The sequence below is a fragment of the Pseudomonas sp. Leaf129 genome (assembly GCF_001423465.1).
Lineage (GTDB): Bacteria > Pseudomonadota > Gammaproteobacteria > Pseudomonadales > Pseudomonadaceae > Aquipseudomonas > Aquipseudomonas coleopterorum.
The window spans coordinates 318,070-333,521 of record NZ_LMOC01000007.1 but is presented as its reverse complement, the minus strand read 5'-3'; the positions used below and the strand labels follow the sequence as shown (position 1 = coordinate 333,521).

Annotated in this window: 19 protein-coding genes; 10 read left to right on the top strand and 9 right to left on the bottom strand. The window is 62.9% G+C overall.

The features are described 5' to 3' along the window. Positions 1-107: 107 nt before the first annotated feature. From ASF66_RS13110 to ASF66_RS13100, 3 genes are read right to left on the bottom strand one after another with little or no spacing between them, the layout of a single operon-like run. Positions 108-728, bottom strand: a complete 621-nt coding sequence (locus tag ASF66_RS13110) for an SOS response-associated peptidase (protein ID WP_056844143.1) — start codon at positions 726-728, stop codon at positions 108-110. 22 nt (positions 729-750) lie between these two features. Further along, on the bottom strand, positions 751-1,011 hold the full coding sequence (locus ASF66_RS13105) for a putative signal transducing protein (protein ID WP_056844142.1): 261 nt from the start codon (positions 1,009-1,011) through the stop codon (positions 751-753). After that, the gene (locus ASF66_RS13100; RefSeq protein ID WP_056844141.1) at positions 1,011-1,193 is read right to left on the bottom strand and encodes a CPXCG motif-containing cysteine-rich protein; all 183 of its coding nucleotides are present in this window, start codon (positions 1,191-1,193) and stop codon (positions 1,011-1,013) included. The genes ASF66_RS13105 and ASF66_RS13100 overlap by 1 nt, the downstream gene beginning before the upstream one ends. Before the next feature lie 130 nt (positions 1,194-1,323). Here ASF66_RS13100 and ASF66_RS13095 point away from each other — a divergent pair, with 130 nt between their 5' ends. Continuing rightward, a complete protein-coding gene (locus ASF66_RS13095) occupies positions 1,324-2,490 on the top strand; it encodes a 1-acyl-sn-glycerol-3-phosphate acyltransferase (RefSeq protein ID WP_049861207.1) in 1,167 nt (388 codons plus the stop codon). A gap of 110 nt (positions 2,491-2,600) precedes the next feature. Then, a complete protein-coding gene (locus ASF66_RS13090; RefSeq protein ID WP_043192943.1) occupies positions 2,601-2,807 on the top strand; it encodes a hypothetical protein in 207 nt (68 codons plus the stop codon). Between the two features lie 76 nt (positions 2,808-2,883). Here ASF66_RS13090 and ASF66_RS13085 read toward each other — a convergent pair whose 3' ends face one another. After that, positions 2,884-3,477, bottom strand: a complete 594-nt coding sequence (locus ASF66_RS13085; RefSeq protein WP_049861206.1) for a YajG family lipoprotein — start codon at positions 3,475-3,477, stop codon at positions 2,884-2,886. A 170-nt stretch (positions 3,478-3,647) separates the two neighbouring features. Between ASF66_RS13085 and ASF66_RS13080 the strand changes: the two genes are divergently transcribed. Then, positions 3,648-3,881, top strand: coding sequence for a hypothetical protein (locus ASF66_RS13080; protein WP_049861205.1), 234 nt, complete (start codon positions 3,648-3,650; stop codon positions 3,879-3,881). Positions 3,882-4,477: 596 nt separating this feature from the next. After that, complete coding sequence (mqo, locus tag ASF66_RS13075; RefSeq protein ID WP_056844140.1) at positions 4,478-5,989, top strand: malate dehydrogenase (quinone); 1,512 nt, start codon at positions 4,478-4,480, stop codon at positions 5,987-5,989. Between the two features lie 300 nt (positions 5,990-6,289). On the opposite strand, the gene ASF66_RS13070 is transcribed toward mqo, so the two are convergent. The 3 genes from ASF66_RS13070 to ASF66_RS13060 all read right to left on the bottom strand — a co-directional run bounded on the left by ASF66_RS13070 (position 6,290) and on the right by ASF66_RS13060 (position 7,896). Beyond that, the gene (locus tag ASF66_RS13070) at positions 6,290-6,577 is read right to left on the bottom strand and encodes a PA4642 family protein (protein ID WP_056844139.1); all 288 of its coding nucleotides are present in this window, start codon (positions 6,575-6,577) and stop codon (positions 6,290-6,292) included. Positions 6,578-6,644: 67 nt separating this feature from the next. Then, the gene (locus ASF66_RS13065; RefSeq protein ID WP_049861202.1) at positions 6,645-7,124 is read right to left on the bottom strand and encodes a hypothetical protein; all 480 of its coding nucleotides are present in this window, start codon (positions 7,122-7,124) and stop codon (positions 6,645-6,647) included. A 214-nt stretch (positions 7,125-7,338) separates the two neighbouring features. Next, positions 7,339-7,896: a hypoxanthine-guanine phosphoribosyltransferase gene (locus ASF66_RS13060; RefSeq protein WP_049861201.1), complete on the bottom strand. Its 558-nt coding sequence runs from the start codon at positions 7,894-7,896 to the stop codon at positions 7,339-7,341. Positions 7,897-8,068: 172 nt separating this feature from the next. Between ASF66_RS13060 and upp the strand changes: the two genes are divergently transcribed. Together upp and ASF66_RS13050 are read left to right on the top strand one after the other, a co-directional pair. After that, on the top strand, positions 8,069-8,707 hold the full coding sequence (gene upp / locus ASF66_RS13055) for a uracil phosphoribosyltransferase (RefSeq protein ID WP_043192936.1): 639 nt from the start codon (positions 8,069-8,071) through the stop codon (positions 8,705-8,707). 3 nt (positions 8,708-8,710) lie between these two features. Next, positions 8,711-9,973 carry a uracil-xanthine permease family protein gene (locus ASF66_RS13050; protein WP_056844138.1) on the top strand — a complete coding sequence of 421 codons (1,263 nt, stop codon included), beginning with the start codon at positions 8,711-8,713 and terminating at the stop codon, positions 9,971-9,973. A gap of 48 nt (positions 9,974-10,021) precedes the next feature. On the opposite strand, the gene hemH is transcribed toward ASF66_RS13050, so the two are convergent. Together hemH and ASF66_RS13040 are read right to left on the bottom strand one after the other, a co-directional pair. Next, positions 10,022-11,047: a ferrochelatase gene (hemH, locus tag ASF66_RS13045; protein ID WP_049861198.1), complete on the bottom strand. Its 1,026-nt coding sequence runs from the start codon at positions 11,045-11,047 to the stop codon at positions 10,022-10,024. A gap of 34 nt (positions 11,048-11,081) precedes the next feature. Beyond that, entirely contained in the window at positions 11,082-11,984 is a 903-nt protein-coding gene (locus tag ASF66_RS13040; protein WP_049861197.1) for a TIGR01777 family oxidoreductase, read from the bottom strand. 207 nt (positions 11,985-12,191) lie between these two features. Here ASF66_RS13040 and ASF66_RS13035 point away from each other — a divergent pair, with 207 nt between their 5' ends. The 4 genes from ASF66_RS13035 to ASF66_RS13020 all read left to right on the top strand — a co-directional run bounded on the left by ASF66_RS13035 (position 12,192) and on the right by ASF66_RS13020 (position 15,433). Continuing rightward, positions 12,192-13,223 (top strand): NAD(P)/FAD-dependent oxidoreductase, encoded by a 1,032-nt coding sequence (locus ASF66_RS13035; protein ID WP_056844137.1) that lies wholly within the window; start codon positions 12,192-12,194, stop codon positions 13,221-13,223. Next, on the top strand, positions 13,220-13,444 hold the full coding sequence (locus ASF66_RS13030) for a TIGR02450 family Trp-rich protein (RefSeq protein ID WP_056844136.1): 225 nt from the start codon (positions 13,220-13,222) through the stop codon (positions 13,442-13,444). The genes ASF66_RS13035 and ASF66_RS13030 overlap by 4 nt, the downstream gene beginning before the upstream one ends. A 125-nt stretch (positions 13,445-13,569) precedes the next feature. Then, positions 13,570-14,532, top strand: coding sequence for a YbgA family protein (locus ASF66_RS13025; RefSeq protein ID WP_056844135.1), 963 nt, complete (start codon positions 13,570-13,572; stop codon positions 14,530-14,532). After that, positions 14,522-15,433 carry a MerR family transcriptional regulator gene (locus ASF66_RS13020; RefSeq protein ID WP_056844134.1) on the top strand — a complete coding sequence of 304 codons (912 nt, stop codon included), beginning with the start codon at positions 14,522-14,524 and terminating at the stop codon, positions 15,431-15,433. The genes ASF66_RS13025 and ASF66_RS13020 overlap by 11 nt, the downstream gene beginning before the upstream one ends. Positions 15,434-15,452 lie beyond the last annotated feature (19 nt).

Sequence of the window (15,452 nt, the reverse complement as noted above, 5' to 3'; positions counted from 1 at the left end):
ACTGCTTCGCGGCCACGGATCGCTCCTACGGGTGCACCGCCCCCTTCCCCTCCCCCGTAGGAGCGGTCAGTGGCCGCGAAAAGAGCGACGCGGTCGCTGGAAAGACATCACGCCGGGGTGAGGCATTCAGGAGCATTGAGCTTGGGGTCGTTGACCAGGTTCGCCAAGGGGCGTTCGCGCAGCGCAGCCTGGGGCGCGGCGAGCAGCGATTGCAGGATGGCCATGGGCGTTTCCGGATCCAGCCAGGCCGCTTGGCCTGCGGCATCGAGGATCAGCGGCCGACGCTGGCTCATCGCCGGCTGAGTCACCACCGCCGTGCTCAGCCAGACCTGCTCCTGCACGGGGTACGCTTCCCAGATTCCCGCGAAAAACAGCGACGACCCCTCTCCCGGCGTCAGCCAGAACGGCCGTTTGCGCACATTGCCCCGCCATTCATAGAAGCCGTTGGCCGGAATCAGGCAGCGGCGCAGGCGCAGCGCCTCGCGAAACATCGGCTGTTCGGCCACCGTCTCGGCACGCGCGTGGGCCGGGGTCCGCGACAGGTCGGTTAACCACGGCGGGGTCAGCCCCCAGCGTGCCTTGGCCAGGGTCGAGCGCTCACCCTCGCGGCGCTGGATCAGCACCGAGTCACCCGGCGATATGTTCCATTGCGCCTGCTGGCCTTCGGGAAAGCCCTCTTGCGCAGCAAAACCGGGTGACCAGCGAAACAAGGCAAAACGTCCACACATCAGAAAAAAACTCTTGAGGGGTCTAGCACAGCAGAACCCCGGGAAAACTGTCGGGCTCCTCGCCCGACATGGGCAGCGCGGCATTGTACTCACCGATCAGCTGCCGTGCGTAATCGGCCTGCTCGTCGGCCACCAGCAAACCCAGCAGGCCCATGGCAGGCAGATCGCCCATCCCGCCGACCAGATCCCGCCCTGCCAGGTGCGCACCCACCCCTTCGTTTTCCAACATGCCCAGAAGCATCTGTGCCTCCAGCAGGCTGGCGGGCTCGTAGATGCGCTGCATCACTCGTTCTCGCTGCGCACGTGCAGCGACCAGTCTTCGCCATCGGTCTGCAGGGCGAAGATGATGGGGCGGCAGCACACCGGGCAGTCTTCTATATAGTCCTGATCGCCAGCGGACAGGTCGAGTACCGCTTCGGCCGGCTCGCCGCAATAGGGGCAATCGTAATCTTGGGTTTCCAGCATCGCGGCCTCCACGTCTCACTTGTGCGTATAATCGCCACTCTGTTTGCAGGCCGTTGGCTACATGGGCCCCTACCCTTTGCCCACAACCTTGCGCCTGTACCTTTACCTTAGCCGTTTCCAACAAGAGAGCATGATGGGCGAATTCGATGCCATCCGACCGTACGACGACGCTGAAGTACCTGCCGTTCTGGCACGGTTGCTCAGCGACCCGGCATTCCTGGATATCCTCACCCACTTCCGCTTCCCGCGTCAGGCCAAGACCTTTGGCTGGCTGCTCAAGCCACTGATCGCGCGGCGTCTGCGCCGCGAGTTCAAGGATGTCACCAACGTGGCGACCTTGCAGGACAAGGTTGAGTTCTACGTCGACCACACCATCGACCGCGCCACCGACGGTGTGACCTACACCGGCGTCGAGCAGTTCAAGTCCGGCAGCGCGTATCTGTTCCTGGCCAACCATCGCGATATCGTCATGGATCCGGCGTTCGTCAACTACGCGGTGTATCACGCCGGGCTGCCGACGCCGCGCATCGCCATCGGCGACAACCTGCTGCAGAAGCCCTTCGTCAGCGACCTGATGCGATTGAACAAAAGCTTCATCGTCCATCGCTCGCTGGTCGGGCGCCGGGAAAAACTGGCGTCCTACCAACTGCTGTCTGCCTACATCAACCACTCGATCCGCAACGACGTCGCCTCGATCTGGATTGCCCAGGCCGAGGGCCGGGCCAAGGACGGTGACGACCGTACCGATTCGGCGATCCTCAAGATGTTCCACATGAGCCGCAAGGACGAGCCCTTCGGCGAAACGATCAAGGCGCTGAACCTGACGCCGGTGTCGATCAGCTACGAGTACGACCCCTGTGACCAGGCCAAGGCGCGCGAGCTGTACATTCGCGCCACCAAGGGCGCCTACAACAAGGCGCCTGGCGAAGACGACGTCAGCATTGCCCAGGGCATCACCGGCTACAAGGGCCGCGTGCACATCAACTTCGCACCGCCCATCACCGAGCTGTTCGAAGACACCAAGCAGCTGGCTACGGAAATCGATCGGCAGATCCTGGGCGGCTATCGCCTGTTCCCGGTGCACTACCTAGCCTATGCGCAGTGGGCCGATGCCGACCCTGAACTGCAGGTACCTGCGGCCGCCGATGTGTTTCCCGCCGCCGAACTGGAAAAGGCCCGCGCCGAATGGCTGCGCCGGCTGCGCGAATGCCCGGTGGAGCAACGACCATTCCTGGTGCTGCAATACGCCACGCCGGTGCGCAACCAGTACCGGGTCAAGGCGGGACTGCCGCTTTAGGGTCGACCCGTGCAAGGGGCGTAACGGGATGGTCATGGGGCCGTAACGCCCCTTTCACACAAAGCAGGCATCGTGTTGCACCCTTACCCAACACGCTTTGGATGCCCGTCATGCTGCACGCCCTGAACCAGGATCGCCTCTACCACATTGCCGCCAGCGACGAGCAGGAAGCCCTGATCGACGCCTTGGCCTTCAATGTCCAGGATCGACAGTGGCTGGTGTACTGCGCGCTCGGCGGTCATCAGCATGGCGACTGGCCGGAGCTGGACCTGGGCACCGGCATCAGCTTGCTCGACTTTCACATGCGCGCTGCCTGAATGCTGCACCTGATAAAACCCGACCCACAAAAAAGCCCGCGATGAACGCGGGCTTTTTCATGCCTGGCCGACGCTGTCAGAAATTACGCTGGGACAGGGTCTGGCCGATGGTGGCGTCCTTGAACACGCGGGTCAGTGCGTCGCTGAGGACGTCGCTGACCAGCTTGGTGTTGGTTTCCTGATTCGGCGCCATGCCGAAGCGCTGGTTCAGCGAGGCGCCGTAGCGGCCGCTGTAGTGGCGACCACCGTTGGTGACGTCGGCCTTGAAGGTGGCGCCGATGTTGGCTTCGGTGACGTACATCTTGTCCTTGGGCGACTGGTACTTGAGTTCGGCCAGGGTGATGGTCAGCGTCGGCGCGCTGCCGTTGTTCGCAGTGGGCGTGAAGCCCAGCAGGCGAACGGCTGCTTCGGCTTGGGCCTGCAGCTTGGGCAATACGTCGTTGGGGGCCACGCTCACCGCGCTGGTTTCCGGATACAGGCCACCACGGGTGCCCAGGGTGGGCGAAGGTCGGCCATCGACGACGCGCACGGCCACGGCTTGGCCCTGGCCGACGGCGGCGAACTGCGAGGTCAGGCGCGGCTGCGGGCTGAGTTGTTGCGGGCTGTTGGCACAACCGACCAACGTCAGACTGGTCACAGTGATCATGGTGAACAACAGGCGGTGCAACATGCGCATCTCTCCGGCAACGGGCAGTGAATAAGCCGGGAGTATAGCGGGGCCTGGAGGCAATGGACCAGCCATGAAAAATGCGCATGCAACGGCGATGCGCGGCGTGTCATCAGCCTGTCACCGTCCTTGGGCAGTATCGGCTCCACAGTCCACCGCACGGAGAAACACTCATGGGTTTTCTCAAGTCTCTGTTCCGGGCCAGCCAGCCCTACCGCTGCTACGTCGCGCTCGACCGGCAGGGTCTGTGCCGCGCCTTCAAACAGTGCCAACTGCCCCCCAGCGGTGACGGTTGGGTCGAGGTTGGCGATATTCGCCCACAATGGTTGGGCCAGCCATTGCCCGCCCATGCCCGCGTCAGCGCCCATGCCACGGGGGCTGGCGGCATTCGAGCCGTGCATGCCTGACTGCCCGGTCACCAAAAGCCTGTAAATAACGATCAACTCGCCACGTTTCATCGCTATAATCTTCCCCCGATTATAAGGACGTCTCCTGATCGGGCCTCGCATCACCGCCAACGCACTCGTCTTGGCTTCCGCACCGCCCACAGAGAGCCGCCCACGCAGGTCACGCGCTGGCGTTTCCATTTGCTTGCGCCACCCCTGCCGCTGCCGGTTTCCCAAGCAGCCTTCTTGAGGTTCACGACTCCAAAAGAGCGTGAAAAAACGGGTTTCACAACTTCACAAGAGTGTGGCGAGCAAATGAAAAGTCTTGGATCTGTACCAGCACTATCTGCGTCCCGAACAGCCCAACGAGGAAGGATCGAACGCTTCGCATGAAGGGTTTCGGTCGCTGAGCGCGCGTATCGACCGGGTTCCATGAACCTTGGTCCTATGGCGCTGGCGGGCCAGACGTGAGTTCATGGGCCATGCCCGACGAACCCGTCGGCATAGGCCATTCAGCGATGCAGTTGCGAAGTTTCGGACATGGCGACCCAGGCCTGCACAGACGTACCGGGGTCCCATGCTGTCAATGGGTGCTGAAGATTTTGGAGACGCGTTAAATGGCGCAAAACGAAGCAGTCGACGTGGTATTGGTAGGGGCCGGCATCATGAGTGCCACCTTGGCCGTACTGCTCAAGGAACTCGACCCGGCATTGAAGCTGGAAGTCGTCGAGCTCATGGATTCCGGTGCCGCGGAAAGCTCCAACCCGTGGAACAACGCCGGTACCGGCCACGCCGGTCTGTGTGAGCTCAACTACACGCCGCAAGCCGCCGATGGCTCCATCGATATCAAGAAAGCCGTACAGATCAACACCCAGTTCGAGGTGTCCAAGCAGTTCTGGGCCTACCTGAGCAAGAAGAGCAGCTTCGGTTCGGCGCGCTCGTTCATCAGTCCGGTACCGCACCTGAGCTATGTCGAGGGCGACAAGGGTGTGGCCTTCCTCAAGAAGCGCTATGAACTGCTCAAGACCCACCATGCCTTCGCGGACATGGAATACACCGAAGACAAGGCGAAGATGGCCGAATGGATGCCGTTGATGATGCCGGGGCGGCCTGCCGACCAGCACATCAGCGCCACCCGTGTGATGGGCGGCACCGACGTCAACTTCGGCGCCCTGACCAACAAGCTTCTGGCCCACCTGGCCAGTGCGCCGGGCGCGCAGGTCAAGTACTGCAAGAAAGTCACCGGCCTTGCCCGCACGGGCAGTGGCTGGACGGTCACCGTCAAGGACGTCAACAGTGGCAACACTCGCGAGATCGATGCCAAATTCGTGTTCCTGGGCGCTGGTGGTGCGGCGTTGCCGCTGCTGCAGATGTCCGGTATCGAGGAAGGCAAGGGCTTCGGCGGGTTCCCGGTAAGCGGCCAGTGGCTGCGCTGCGACAATCCCGAGGTGGTCCAGCGGCACCAGGCCAAGGTCTACAGCCAGGCCGCCGTGGGCTCGCCGCCCATGTCGGTGCCGCACCTGGACACTCGCGTGGTCGATGGCAACAAGTCGCTGCTGTTCGGGCCGTACGCGGGCTTCACCACCAAGTTCCTCAAGCATGGCTCGTTCCTCGACCTGCCCCTCTCGGTACGCGCGGCCAACATCGGCCCGATGCTGGCCGTGGCACGAGACAACATGGACCTGACCAAGTACCTGATGAGCGAAGTACGTCAGTCCATGGAGCAGCGTCTGGAATCGTTGCGTCGCTTCTACCCCGAGGCCCGTGCCGAAGATTGGCGCCTGGAAGTGGCTGGCCAGCGTGTGCAGATCATCAAGAAGGATCCGAAGAAAGGCGGCGTGCTGCAATTCGGTACCGAGCTGGTGTCGGCGGCCGATGGCTCGCTGGCGGCGCTGCTTGGGGCCTCGCCAGGCGCTTCGGTGACCGTGTCGATCATGCTCGACCTGCTGGAACGCTGCTTCCCCGAGCAGACGCGCTCACCGGCCTGGGCGACCAAGCTGGCGGAAATCTTCCCGGCGCGCGAAAAGGTGCTGGCGGTGGATGCCGAGGCTTATCGTCGTGTCAGCCATGACAGCGACGTGGCGCTCGAACTTACCGAGAAAACCGACGGTGTGCAGTATTACGCCTGAGCCCCGGCGTGTTCCCCCCGACGCATCGCGCATACCGCCGACGCGGCTTGCGCCGCTGCTACACGGGATCGCGTCGCCCTTGTAGCAGCGGCGCGAGCCGCGTCCGGGGACACCGCGTTTTTCCTGAGACACCGCATGTGCCGCCGACACGGCTTGCACCGCCCTTGTAGCAGCGGCGCAAGCCGCGTCCGGGGGCGCCGCGTTTTTCCTGATACACCGCGTCCGGGGGCACTGCGGTCTTCCTGATGCACCGCCTTGGCCGCCGACGCGGCTTGCGCCGCTGCTACAGGGGGTCGCGCGTCAGGCCTGGGCTTGCTGGATCAGGTCGATGTATTCCGGGGCGTTGCGCTGATCGCGAATCAACGCGACAAAATCGTTGCCGTGTTCGTCCTTGCCGTCCAACTCGTAGCCGGCTTTCTTGAAGAACACCAGAAAGCGCGCGAAATCATCGACACGCAAACCACGATACGCCTTGATCAACTTGTGCAGCGACGGCGAGGTGGCATCGACCGGCTCGAAATTCAGGAACAGCTTGATCTGCTCATCGCCGATCTCGTCGCCAATCAATTGCTTCTTGTCTTTACGCATTACCGACTCCATTGGCTATCACGGTCATTCACGGGGCTGGCAGTCTACCTTTGGCACCGCCATGGGCTCAACGCGCGCGTACGCTTGCGGTATGCAGATCGGCCCAGACATGGCCATTCGGATAGCTGAGAAATTGTACATAGACGGTATCGTTGCGCAGTAGATCGAGCAGGATCCGGTACTGACTCAGCGGATAGGTCAAGGCCAGGGTACCGCTGGCCTCGTCGAAGGCCGGCCGCTTCAGGCTTTTGCTTTCGCCGTCGAAAGTGATCAGTACTTCGGCCAGCTTTGCGTCCTTGCTGAGCGCCTTGCCTTTCAAGCGCAGCAGCATCGGTGCGGTCACGGGGATGGGTTGCTGGTTGGAAAGCCGCTGGTTGCCCATGACCACCGAGTAGCTGGTCACCTGCAGTAGCTGTTGTTGCGGATCGCCCTGACGCAGGGATTGTTCATCCGGCGGCAGGAATTGTTCGTGCAGGGGCCCATGCGCAGGCGCGGCGACCAGCGGCAGGCAGGTCAGCAAGGCAATGGTGGCAACGATCAGGCGCATGAGCGGCTCCTTGTGAAAGAGCCGCTGACTTTAGCATGTAGCAGAGGTTTGAATCCGTTGCGAGGCCGGACGCGGCTTGCGCCGCTGCTACAGGGGATCGCGGTGTTTCTGTGGCGGCGGCGCTGGACGCGGCTTGCGCCGCTGCTACAGGGATCGCGGTGCTTCTGTAGCAGCGGCGCGAGCCGCGTCGGCGGCGCATGAGGTGCTGCGGGCTTTACAAGCCTTTGACGGCAAAGATGCCAGCGGCGTTGCGCCAGTAGCCCTTGTAATCCATACCGTAGCCAAAGATGTAGCGGTCGATGCACGGCAAGCCCACGAAGTCGGCCTTGAGGTCTGGGCTGGCCTTGCGGTCGTGGTCTTTATCGATCAGCACCGCCGTGTGCACGGCACGCGCGCCGGCATGCTTGCAGAAATCGATGATGGCGCTGAGCGTATGGCCCTCATCGAGAATGTCATCGATGATCAGTACGTCGCGGTCGATGAAGGAGATTTCCGGCTTGGCCTTCCAGAACAAGTCGCCACCGCGGGTTTCGTTGCGATAGCGGGTGGCGTGCAGGTACGACGCCTCCAGCGGAAAATTGAGGTGGGTCAGCAGCTTGCCGGAGAAGATCAGCCCGCCGTTCATCACACAGAACACCACCGGATTGCGCTCGGCCAGTTCAGCGTTGATCTGCGCGCCAACCTTGGCGATGGCGGCCTCGACCTGGGCTTCTGTATATAGGCAGTCGGCCTCTCGCATGACTTGACGGATGTGCTCGAGATCAGCGGACATGACGCTCTCCAAGGGGGGCGGTGGAAGAAAAGCGGGCAAAGGTACGCACACACCCGACACGAATCAAGCACAATCCAAGGTTTCATGTACTAACGTGCAGCATGTCTATAGGACACCTCGATACAATAGATTAATCTACCGCCGTTTTTTTGCCCGTTCGGAGCCTTTCCCCATGCCTATCCGTGAGATCCGCCACCCGCTGATCCGCCACAAGCTCGGCCTCATGCGCCGTGCCGACATCAGCACCAAGAACTTCCGCGAACTCGCCCAGGAAGTCGGAGCTTTGCTCACCTACGAGGCTACCAAGGATCTGCCCCTGGAAAACTACGAGATCCCAGGCTGGGCCGGCCCGGTGCAGGTCGAAAAGATCGCCGGCAAGAAAATCACCGTGGTGCCCATCCTGCGCGCCGGCATCGGCATGCTCGACGGCGTGCTCAGTCTGATTCCGGGCGCCAAGGTCAGCGCCGTCGGCGTTGCGCGCAACGAAGACACGCTCGAAGCGCACACTTACCTGGAGAAGCTGGTACCCGAGATCGACGAGCGCCTGGCGATGATTATTGACCCGATGCTGGCCACCGGCAGCTCGATGGTTGCCACGATCGACCTGCTGAAGAAGGCCGGCTGCAAGGAAATCCGCGCCATGGTGCTGGTGGCTGCTCCCGAGGGCATCGCCGCTGTGGAGAAGGCGCATCCCGACGTGCAGATCTACACCGCCTCGATCGACGAACGCCTGAACGAACACGGCTACATCATCCCCGGGCTGGGCGATGCCGGCGACAAGATCTTCGGCACCAAGCAGAAGGACGCCTGACCCATGCAGGACGAGTTCAACGATCCGCTGTGGCGGCAAGTACTGTCCGGCGCGCAGATGCTCTTCGTGGCATTCGGCGCGCTGGTATTGATGCCGCTGATCACCGGCCTGGACCCGAACGTGGCGCTGTTCACCGCCGGGTTGGGCACGCTGCTGTTCCAACTGGTGACGGGTCGTCAGGTGCCGGTGTTCCTGGCATCGAGCTTTGCCTTCATCACGCCGATCATCTTGGCCAAGGGCCAGTTCGGCCTGGCCGAGACCATGGGCGGGATCATGGCCGCCGGCTTCGTCTACACCTTTCTCGGGCTGGCAGTGAAGATCAAGGGCACCGGCTTCATCGATCGCCTGCTGCCACCGGTAGTGATCGGGCCGGTGGTCATCTCCATCGGGCTGGCCATGGCGCCGATTGCCGCCAACATGGCGATGGGCAAGGCCGGCGATGGCACCGAGCTGATCCCCTACACCACCGCCATGTGGATCTCGATGCCGGCGCTGCTCACCACCATCATCGTGGCCGTGTTCGGCAAGGGCATCTTTCGCCTGGTGCCGATCATCGCCGGGGTACTGGTCGGGTTCGGCATGTCCTTCGCCTTCGGTGTGGTCGACACGGCCAAGATCGCTGCAGCCTCGTGGCTGGCGCTGCCGCACTTCACTGCGCCGGCGTTCAACTGGCAGGCCATCCTGTTCATCGTTCCGGTAGCCTTGGCGCCGGCCATCGAGCATATCGGTGGCGTGATCGCCGTGGGCAGTGTGACCGGACGTGACTACCTGAAGAAACCCGGCCTGCACCGTACCCTGCTCGGCGATGGTATCGCCACCACCGCTGCCGGGCTGTTCGGCGGCCCGCCCAACACGACCTACGCGGAAGTGACTGGCGCGGTCATGCTGACCAAGAACTACAACCCCAAGATCATGACCTGGGCCTCGATCTTCGCGATCAGCCTGGCCTTCGTGGGCAAATTCGGCGCGCTGCTGCAGAGCATTCCGGTGCCGGTGATGGGCGGCATCCTGTGCCTGCTGTTCGGCTCCATCGCCGCTGTGGGCCTGAACACCATGATTCGCCACAAGGTCGACATGGCCGAGGCACGCAATTTGGTGATCGTCTCGGTGACGTTGGTGTTCGGTATCGGTGGCGTGCTGGTCGGCACCGGGACCGGGTCTGACGATTTCGGCCTCAAGGGCATTGCGTTGTGCGCCGTGGTGGCCATTGCCTTGAACCTGCTGCTGCCAGGGCACGGCGACTGGAAGAAGACACCTCAAGCCTGAGCCTGGCCGGGAGCGCCGCAACGGCGCTCCCGGCTTTCCATTCCTTCGTTACAGCATCAGCGGCGCCCGTTCGCACAGGGTATTCAAAGCTTCACCCCATTGCGGGTGATCGTTGAGGCACGGCACCAGCACCAACTCCTCGCCGCCCGCCTCGCAGAACTGCTCGCGACCACGGTCGCCGATTTCCTCAAGGGTCTCGATGCAGTCGGCAACGAAGGCCGGGCACATCACCAGCAGTTTCTTTACGCCTTGTTTGGCCAATTCGTCGAGACGAGCCTCGGTGTACGGTTCGATCCACTTGGCCCGACCCAGCCGGGACTGGAACGACACCGACCAGCTGCCTTCGGCCAGCCCCATGCGCTCGGCGAAAGCGCTGGCCGTGCGCAGGCACTGGGCGCGGTAGCAGACGGCAAGCACTTCAGGTGGAGCATTCTGGCAGCAGTCGGCGGTACGCAGACAGTGGCTGCCGGTCGGGTCGATCTTGGTCAGGTGCCGCTCGGGCAAGCCATGGAAGCTCATCAACAGATGATCATGGGGCTGCGCCAGGTAGGGCTTGGCACTGGCCACCAGTGCATCCAGGTATTCGGGCTGGTCATAGAACGGCTGCAACACGCTGAACTGCATTGCCAGCTTGCGCTCGCGCACCACCTTGCGAGCCTGCTCGATCACCGTGGTCACGGTGCTCTGGGCGAACTGGGGATAAAGCGGCGCGAGGGTCACCTTCTGCACACCCTGCCCGGCCAGACGCGACAACGCCGTGTCCAGCGAGGGCTCGCCATAACGCATGGCGACCTCCACCGGGCCATGGCGCCATTGCTCGGTCATGATCGCTTGCAGGCGCCGGGTCAGCACCACCAGTGGCGAGCCTTCGTCCCACCAGATCGAGGCATAGGCGTGGGCTGACTGCTCGGGGCGCTTGATCAGAATCAGCGACACGATCAGCCGCCGCACCGGCCAGGGCACGTCGATGACATAGGGGTCCATCAGGAACTGGTTGAGATAGCTACGTACATCGGCCACCTGGGTCGATGCGGGCGATCCCAAGTTGACCAGCAGCAGGGCGTGATCGGTCATGCAGCATCCTATTTCCAGATTCTGTGGTTAGAGCTCAAAGCCGTCGGGACAGTTCGGTCAGCGCGGCAGAGAGTTCGCTGTAGCGAAACGTGAACCCGGCCGCCTGCAACGCCACCGGGCGCGCACGCTGGCCGCCGAGCAGCAGCCCCGACAGCTCGCCGAGTCCGGCCTTGAGCAGCAGCGATGGCAGCGGCAGAAAAGCCGGTCGATGCAGCACACGTCCCAGTTGCCGAGCGAATTCGCGATTGCGTACCGGTTCCGGCGCGCAGGCATTATAGGGACCGCGGCACTGAATCTTGTGCAAGAGAAAATCAATCAGGGCGATTTGATCGTCGATGTGAACCCACGGCATCCATTGCCGACCACTGCCGATCGGGCCACCGAGCCCGAGTTTGAACGGCAGTGTCAGACGCTTGAGAAAGCCGCCCTGGCTGGCCAATACCAGCCCGGTACGCACCAGCACCACGCGGATACCCAAGGCTTCGGCGCGCAGGGCGGTTTCTTCCCAGGCGATGCACAGGTGACTGGCAAAGTCTTCCTTGACCGGTTGCGACGTCTCATTCAACTCGCGTTCGCCGCCGTCGCCATACCAGCCTACCGCCGAGCCGGAAATCAGCACTTCGGGCCGTTGCGCGCGGCTTTCCAGCCAGGCCAACAGACGCTCGGTCAGGGTGATCCGGCTGCTCCACAGCAACGCACGGCGCTTGGCCGTCCAGGGCCGATCGGCAATCGGCGCGCCGGCCAGGTTGACTACCGCGTCGACCGTTTCGTCGCCGATTTCTTCAAGCTGCGCCACGCCGCGCACACTGGCCCCGCACAGCTGTTTGACCTGCCCCGGCTGGCGACTGAGCACGGTCAGCTGATGCCCTTGGCCCACCCAGTGCTGGCAAAGCTTGCGGCCAATGAGCCCGGTGCCGCCGGTCAGCAATATGTGCATAAGGTTTTCTCCAATGTGGCGTTGCGTCTGCAGCGCTAGTCTATTTTCAAGAGAGAGGCACTTTCCCTACACGGGGCTCTCTCATGAACCATAGGACACCTGAGCGAAAAGGATCCCGTTAACTTATACTTATTAAGACTTTTGTACAGGTTTGTTTGTTCCGAACACACGTGTGCATAGCGCTTACGAAGCTGTTACGAGGGCACTATGAGTTTATTTGCTGGGAGTTTATTTGCTGGAAGTTCGTCTGACCGGCCTGTCCCCATCGCGATCATCGGCACCGGCATGGCCGGGCTGTCGGCTGCGCAGGTTTTGCGCAAGGCTGGCCATACCGTGCATCTCTTCGACAAGGCACGGGGCGTAGGCGGCCGCATGTCCAGCAAGCGCAGCGAGGTGGGTTCCATCGACCTTGGCGCACAGTACTTTACCGCTCGCGACCGGCGCTTCGTGGCGCAGGTCCAGCAATGGCAGGCCGAAGGCTGCGTGCAGCCGTGGTCACCTTCGCTGTACAACGCCAAGCAAGGTCGCCTGAGCCCATCGCCCGACGAACAGGTTCGCTGGGTGGGTACGCCACGGATGAGCGCCATCGCCAAGGCCATGGCTGCCGACCTCCCCGCGTTTTTTTCCTGCCGAATCGCCGAGGTGTTCAAGGGCGAAGAATTCTGGGAACTGCTCGATGCCGAGGGCACCAGCCATGGGCCCTATAGCCATGTCGTGCTTGCCGTGCCCGCACCTCAGGCCACTGCCCTGCTGGCCAGCGCACCGAAGCTCGCCACGCAGGTGGCCGGGGTCAAGATGGATCCGACCTGGTCGGTGGCACTGAGCTTCGATACGCCGCTGGATACCCCGATGCAAGGCTGCTTCGTGCAGGACAGCCCACTGGACTGGCTGGCGCGAAGTGGCAGCAAGCCAGGACGCGAGGACAGCAGCGACACCTGGGTGCTGCATGCCACCAGCGCATGGAGCAAGCAGCATATCGACCTGTCCCGCGAGGCAGTCATCGAACAGCTGCACGGTGCCTTCGCCGAACTGGTCAGTTGCCCGATGCCCCCACCCAGCCTGAGCCTGGCCCATCGCTGGCTCTACGCGCGCCCGGCCCAGCCCCATGAGTGGGGGGCATTGGCCGATCCCGACCTGGGCCTGTACGTCTGCGGCGACTGGTGCCTGTCGGGCCGCGTCGAGGGCGCCTGGCTCAGCGGCCAGGAGGCCGCGCGGCGCCTGCTCGAGCATCTGCAATGAACGCTCGACACCGGCTCAATCCGCGCAAGCTGATGCTGTCGAAGTGGACCGCCGTGCGCCCGGTCAACCGCGAGAAACACTTTCTGGTGAGCGAGGTGTTCTGCGACGACGACGGCGTCGTGCTGGAAGTAGAGTTGCAAGCGGTCCTCACCCACCGTGCCCAGCGCTTGCCGTGGCAAGCGCTGCAGGACATGCAGACCTGGAAGATGGGCTGGCAGTGAGAGGCAACCCCGCTTTCCGCCTGCGAATACCTGTACAAAGAATTTAGCCTGTACAAATCCGGATTTATGATGAAACTATGCTGTACAGCGTTGTCAGTATGTACAGGTTTCAGAAGAGGTCCGTCATGCAAGAGCCCAGCGTCAGCAAACCCAAGATCGGTATCAGTGCCTGCCTGCTCGGTGCGCCTGTGCGCTATAACGCCGGGCACAAGGAATCGCGCTGGTGCAGCCGGATTCTGGTCGAGCACTTCGAGTTCGTTCCGGTCTGCCCCGAGGTTGCCATCGGTCTGGGGACGCCCCGCGAGCCGATTCGCCTGGTCGGTGACAAGGATCACACCCAGGCGGTCGGTACCGTGCACCGCGACATCAATGTCACCGCCCCATTGGCTGCCTACGGCGAACAGATGGCCGGTGAGCTGACCGATCTGTGCGGCTACATCTTCATGCAGAAGTCACCCTCCTGCGGCCTCGAACGGGTGAAGATCTACCGCGACAACGGCGCCCCCCAGCGCGAAGGCGGCCGAGGCATCTATGCCCAGGCCTTCTGCTCACGCCATCCGGACCTGCCGGTGGAAGAAGAAGGTCGCCTGTGCGACCCGGTGCTGCGGGAAAATTTCCTGGTGCGTGTAGGCGCCTATGCCCAATGGCAAGCGCTGCTGACTGAAGGCTTGACGCGCCGTGGCTTGACGGAATTCCACTCGCGCTTCAAATACCAGCTGATGGCCAACAACCCGCTGCAATACAAGGTGCTGGGCAAACTGTTGGGCAGCATGGGCCGCGGTGATGCCGAGCAGATCGGCCCGCGCTATTTCAGCGAGCTGATGCAGGCGCTCAAACGCTGTGCCACGCGTGGCACCCATAGCAACGCTTTGCAGCACATCAGTGGCTACCTCAAGCGCGATATCGATGCGCAGGACAAGCAGGAACTGCAACAGCTGATCAATCAGTACCGCGAGGGCATCGTTCCGCTGGTGGTGCCGATGACCTTGCTCAAGCACCTGTTCCGTATTCATCCGGACCCTTACATTGCCCAGCAGACCTACCTGCAACCGCACCCTGAAAACCTGAGCTTGCGCAATGCCATCTGACGCCAACGGCACCGACTGGCTGCCGATCCGCGAGGTCACCCGGCAGACCGGCGTGCACCCGGTCACCCTGCGCGCCTGGGAACGGCGCTACGGCCTGATCGTGCCGCACCGCACGGCGAAGGGCCATCGTCTGTACGACTCAGCGCAGATCGCACGTATCCACCATGTGTTGACCTGGCTCAACCGGGGCGTTGCCGTCAGCCAGGTCAAACAGTTGCTCGACGCGCCGCGCGATGCAAGGCCCCAGGTGCAGAACGACTGGCAGCAACTGCGCCAGACACTGGCCCAGGCCATCAGCGACATGGCCGAGCGGCCGCTGGATGATCTGTTCAACCAGGCCATGGCGCTGTATCCACCGGCAACCCTGTGCGAGCAGCTGTTGCTGCCGTTGCTGAACGATCTCGAGCAACGCTGGGCCGGCCAGTTCGGTGGGCAGATGGAGAGGGTGTTTTTCCACGGCTGGCTGCGCAGCAAGTTGGGCACGCGGATCTATCACAACAACCGCCAACTCGGCGGTGCGCCCGTGGTGCTGGTCAATCAGGCCGACGTCACGCCGGACCCGTACCTGTGGCTGGGCGCCTGGCTCGTCAGCAGCAGCGATTGCCCGGTGCAGGTGTTCGACGCGCCGCTGCCGGCAGGTGAACTGGCCTTGGCGTGCGACAAACTCCAAGCCCGCGCCCTGATGGTCTATGCCGACAAGGCGCTCAACCTGGCCACATTGGGTCGGCTGCTGGTCGGCTGTGCCTGCCCCAAATGGCTGGTGGGCTCGGCCGTGCTCATCCATCGCGCCGCTACCGGAGACAGCCCTCCCCCGATGGCCGACCTGAACCTGGCGACCGATCCGCTGCACGCCCAGCAATCGCTGCAGGCGTCCGGCGTATTGGCCGACCGGCAACCCTGAATTCGAACGATGAGGCCCC

What these genes read in the sequence shown, in the direction of transcription:
- ASF66_RS13110 (WP_056844143.1), bottom strand. Translation starts at nt 728, where the DNA reads ATGTGTGGACGTTTTGCCTTGTTTCGCTGGTCACCCGGTTTTGCTGCG.
- upp (WP_043192936.1), top strand. Translation starts at nt 8,069, where the DNA reads ATGCCTATCCGTGAGATCCGCCACCCGCTGATCCGCCACAAGCTCGGC.
- ASF66_RS13050 (WP_056844138.1), top strand. Translation starts at nt 8,711, where the DNA reads ATGCAGGACGAGTTCAACGATCCGCTGTGGCGGCAAGTACTGTCCGGC.
- ASF66_RS13040 (WP_049861197.1), bottom strand. Translation starts at nt 11,984, where the DNA reads ATGCACATATTGCTGACCGGCGGCACCGGGCTCATTGGCCGCAAGCTT.
- ASF66_RS13105 (WP_056844142.1), bottom strand. Translation starts at nt 1,011, where the DNA reads ATGCAGCGCATCTACGAGCCCGCCAGCCTGCTGGAGGCACAGATGCTT.
- ASF66_RS13085 (WP_049861206.1), bottom strand. Translation starts at nt 3,477, where the DNA reads ATGTTGCACCGCCTGTTGTTCACCATGATCACTGTGACCAGTCTGACG.
- mqo (WP_056844140.1), top strand. Translation starts at nt 4,478, where the DNA reads ATGGCGCAAAACGAAGCAGTCGACGTGGTATTGGTAGGGGCCGGCATC.
- ASF66_RS13020 (WP_056844134.1), top strand. Translation starts at nt 14,522, where the DNA reads ATGCCATCTGACGCCAACGGCACCGACTGGCTGCCGATCCGCGAGGTC.
- ASF66_RS13060 (WP_049861201.1), bottom strand. Translation starts at nt 7,896, where the DNA reads ATGTCCGCTGATCTCGAGCACATCCGTCAAGTCATGCGAGAGGCCGAC.
- ASF66_RS13070 (WP_056844139.1), bottom strand. Translation starts at nt 6,577, where the DNA reads ATGCGTAAAGACAAGAAGCAATTGATTGGCGACGAGATCGGCGATGAG.
- ASF66_RS13080 (WP_049861205.1), top strand. Translation starts at nt 3,648, where the DNA reads ATGGGTTTTCTCAAGTCTCTGTTCCGGGCCAGCCAGCCCTACCGCTGC.
- ASF66_RS13025 (WP_056844135.1), top strand. Translation starts at nt 13,570, where the DNA reads ATGCAAGAGCCCAGCGTCAGCAAACCCAAGATCGGTATCAGTGCCTGC.
- ASF66_RS13035 (WP_056844137.1), top strand. Translation starts at nt 12,192, where the DNA reads ATGAGTTTATTTGCTGGGAGTTTATTTGCTGGAAGTTCGTCTGACCGG.
- hemH (WP_049861198.1), bottom strand. Translation starts at nt 11,047, where the DNA reads ATGACCGATCACGCCCTGCTGCTGGTCAACTTGGGATCGCCCGCATCG.
- ASF66_RS13100 (WP_056844141.1), bottom strand. Translation starts at nt 1,193, where the DNA reads ATGCTGGAAACCCAAGATTACGATTGCCCCTATTGCGGCGAGCCGGCC.
- ASF66_RS13065 (WP_049861202.1), bottom strand. Translation starts at nt 7,124, where the DNA reads ATGCGCCTGATCGTTGCCACCATTGCCTTGCTGACCTGCCTGCCGCTG.
- ASF66_RS13095 (WP_049861207.1), top strand. Translation starts at nt 1,324, where the DNA reads ATGATGGGCGAATTCGATGCCATCCGACCGTACGACGACGCTGAAGTA.
- ASF66_RS13090 (WP_043192943.1), top strand. Translation starts at nt 2,601, where the DNA reads ATGCTGCACGCCCTGAACCAGGATCGCCTCTACCACATTGCCGCCAGC.
- ASF66_RS13030 (WP_056844136.1), top strand. Translation starts at nt 13,220, where the DNA reads ATGAACGCTCGACACCGGCTCAATCCGCGCAAGCTGATGCTGTCGAAG.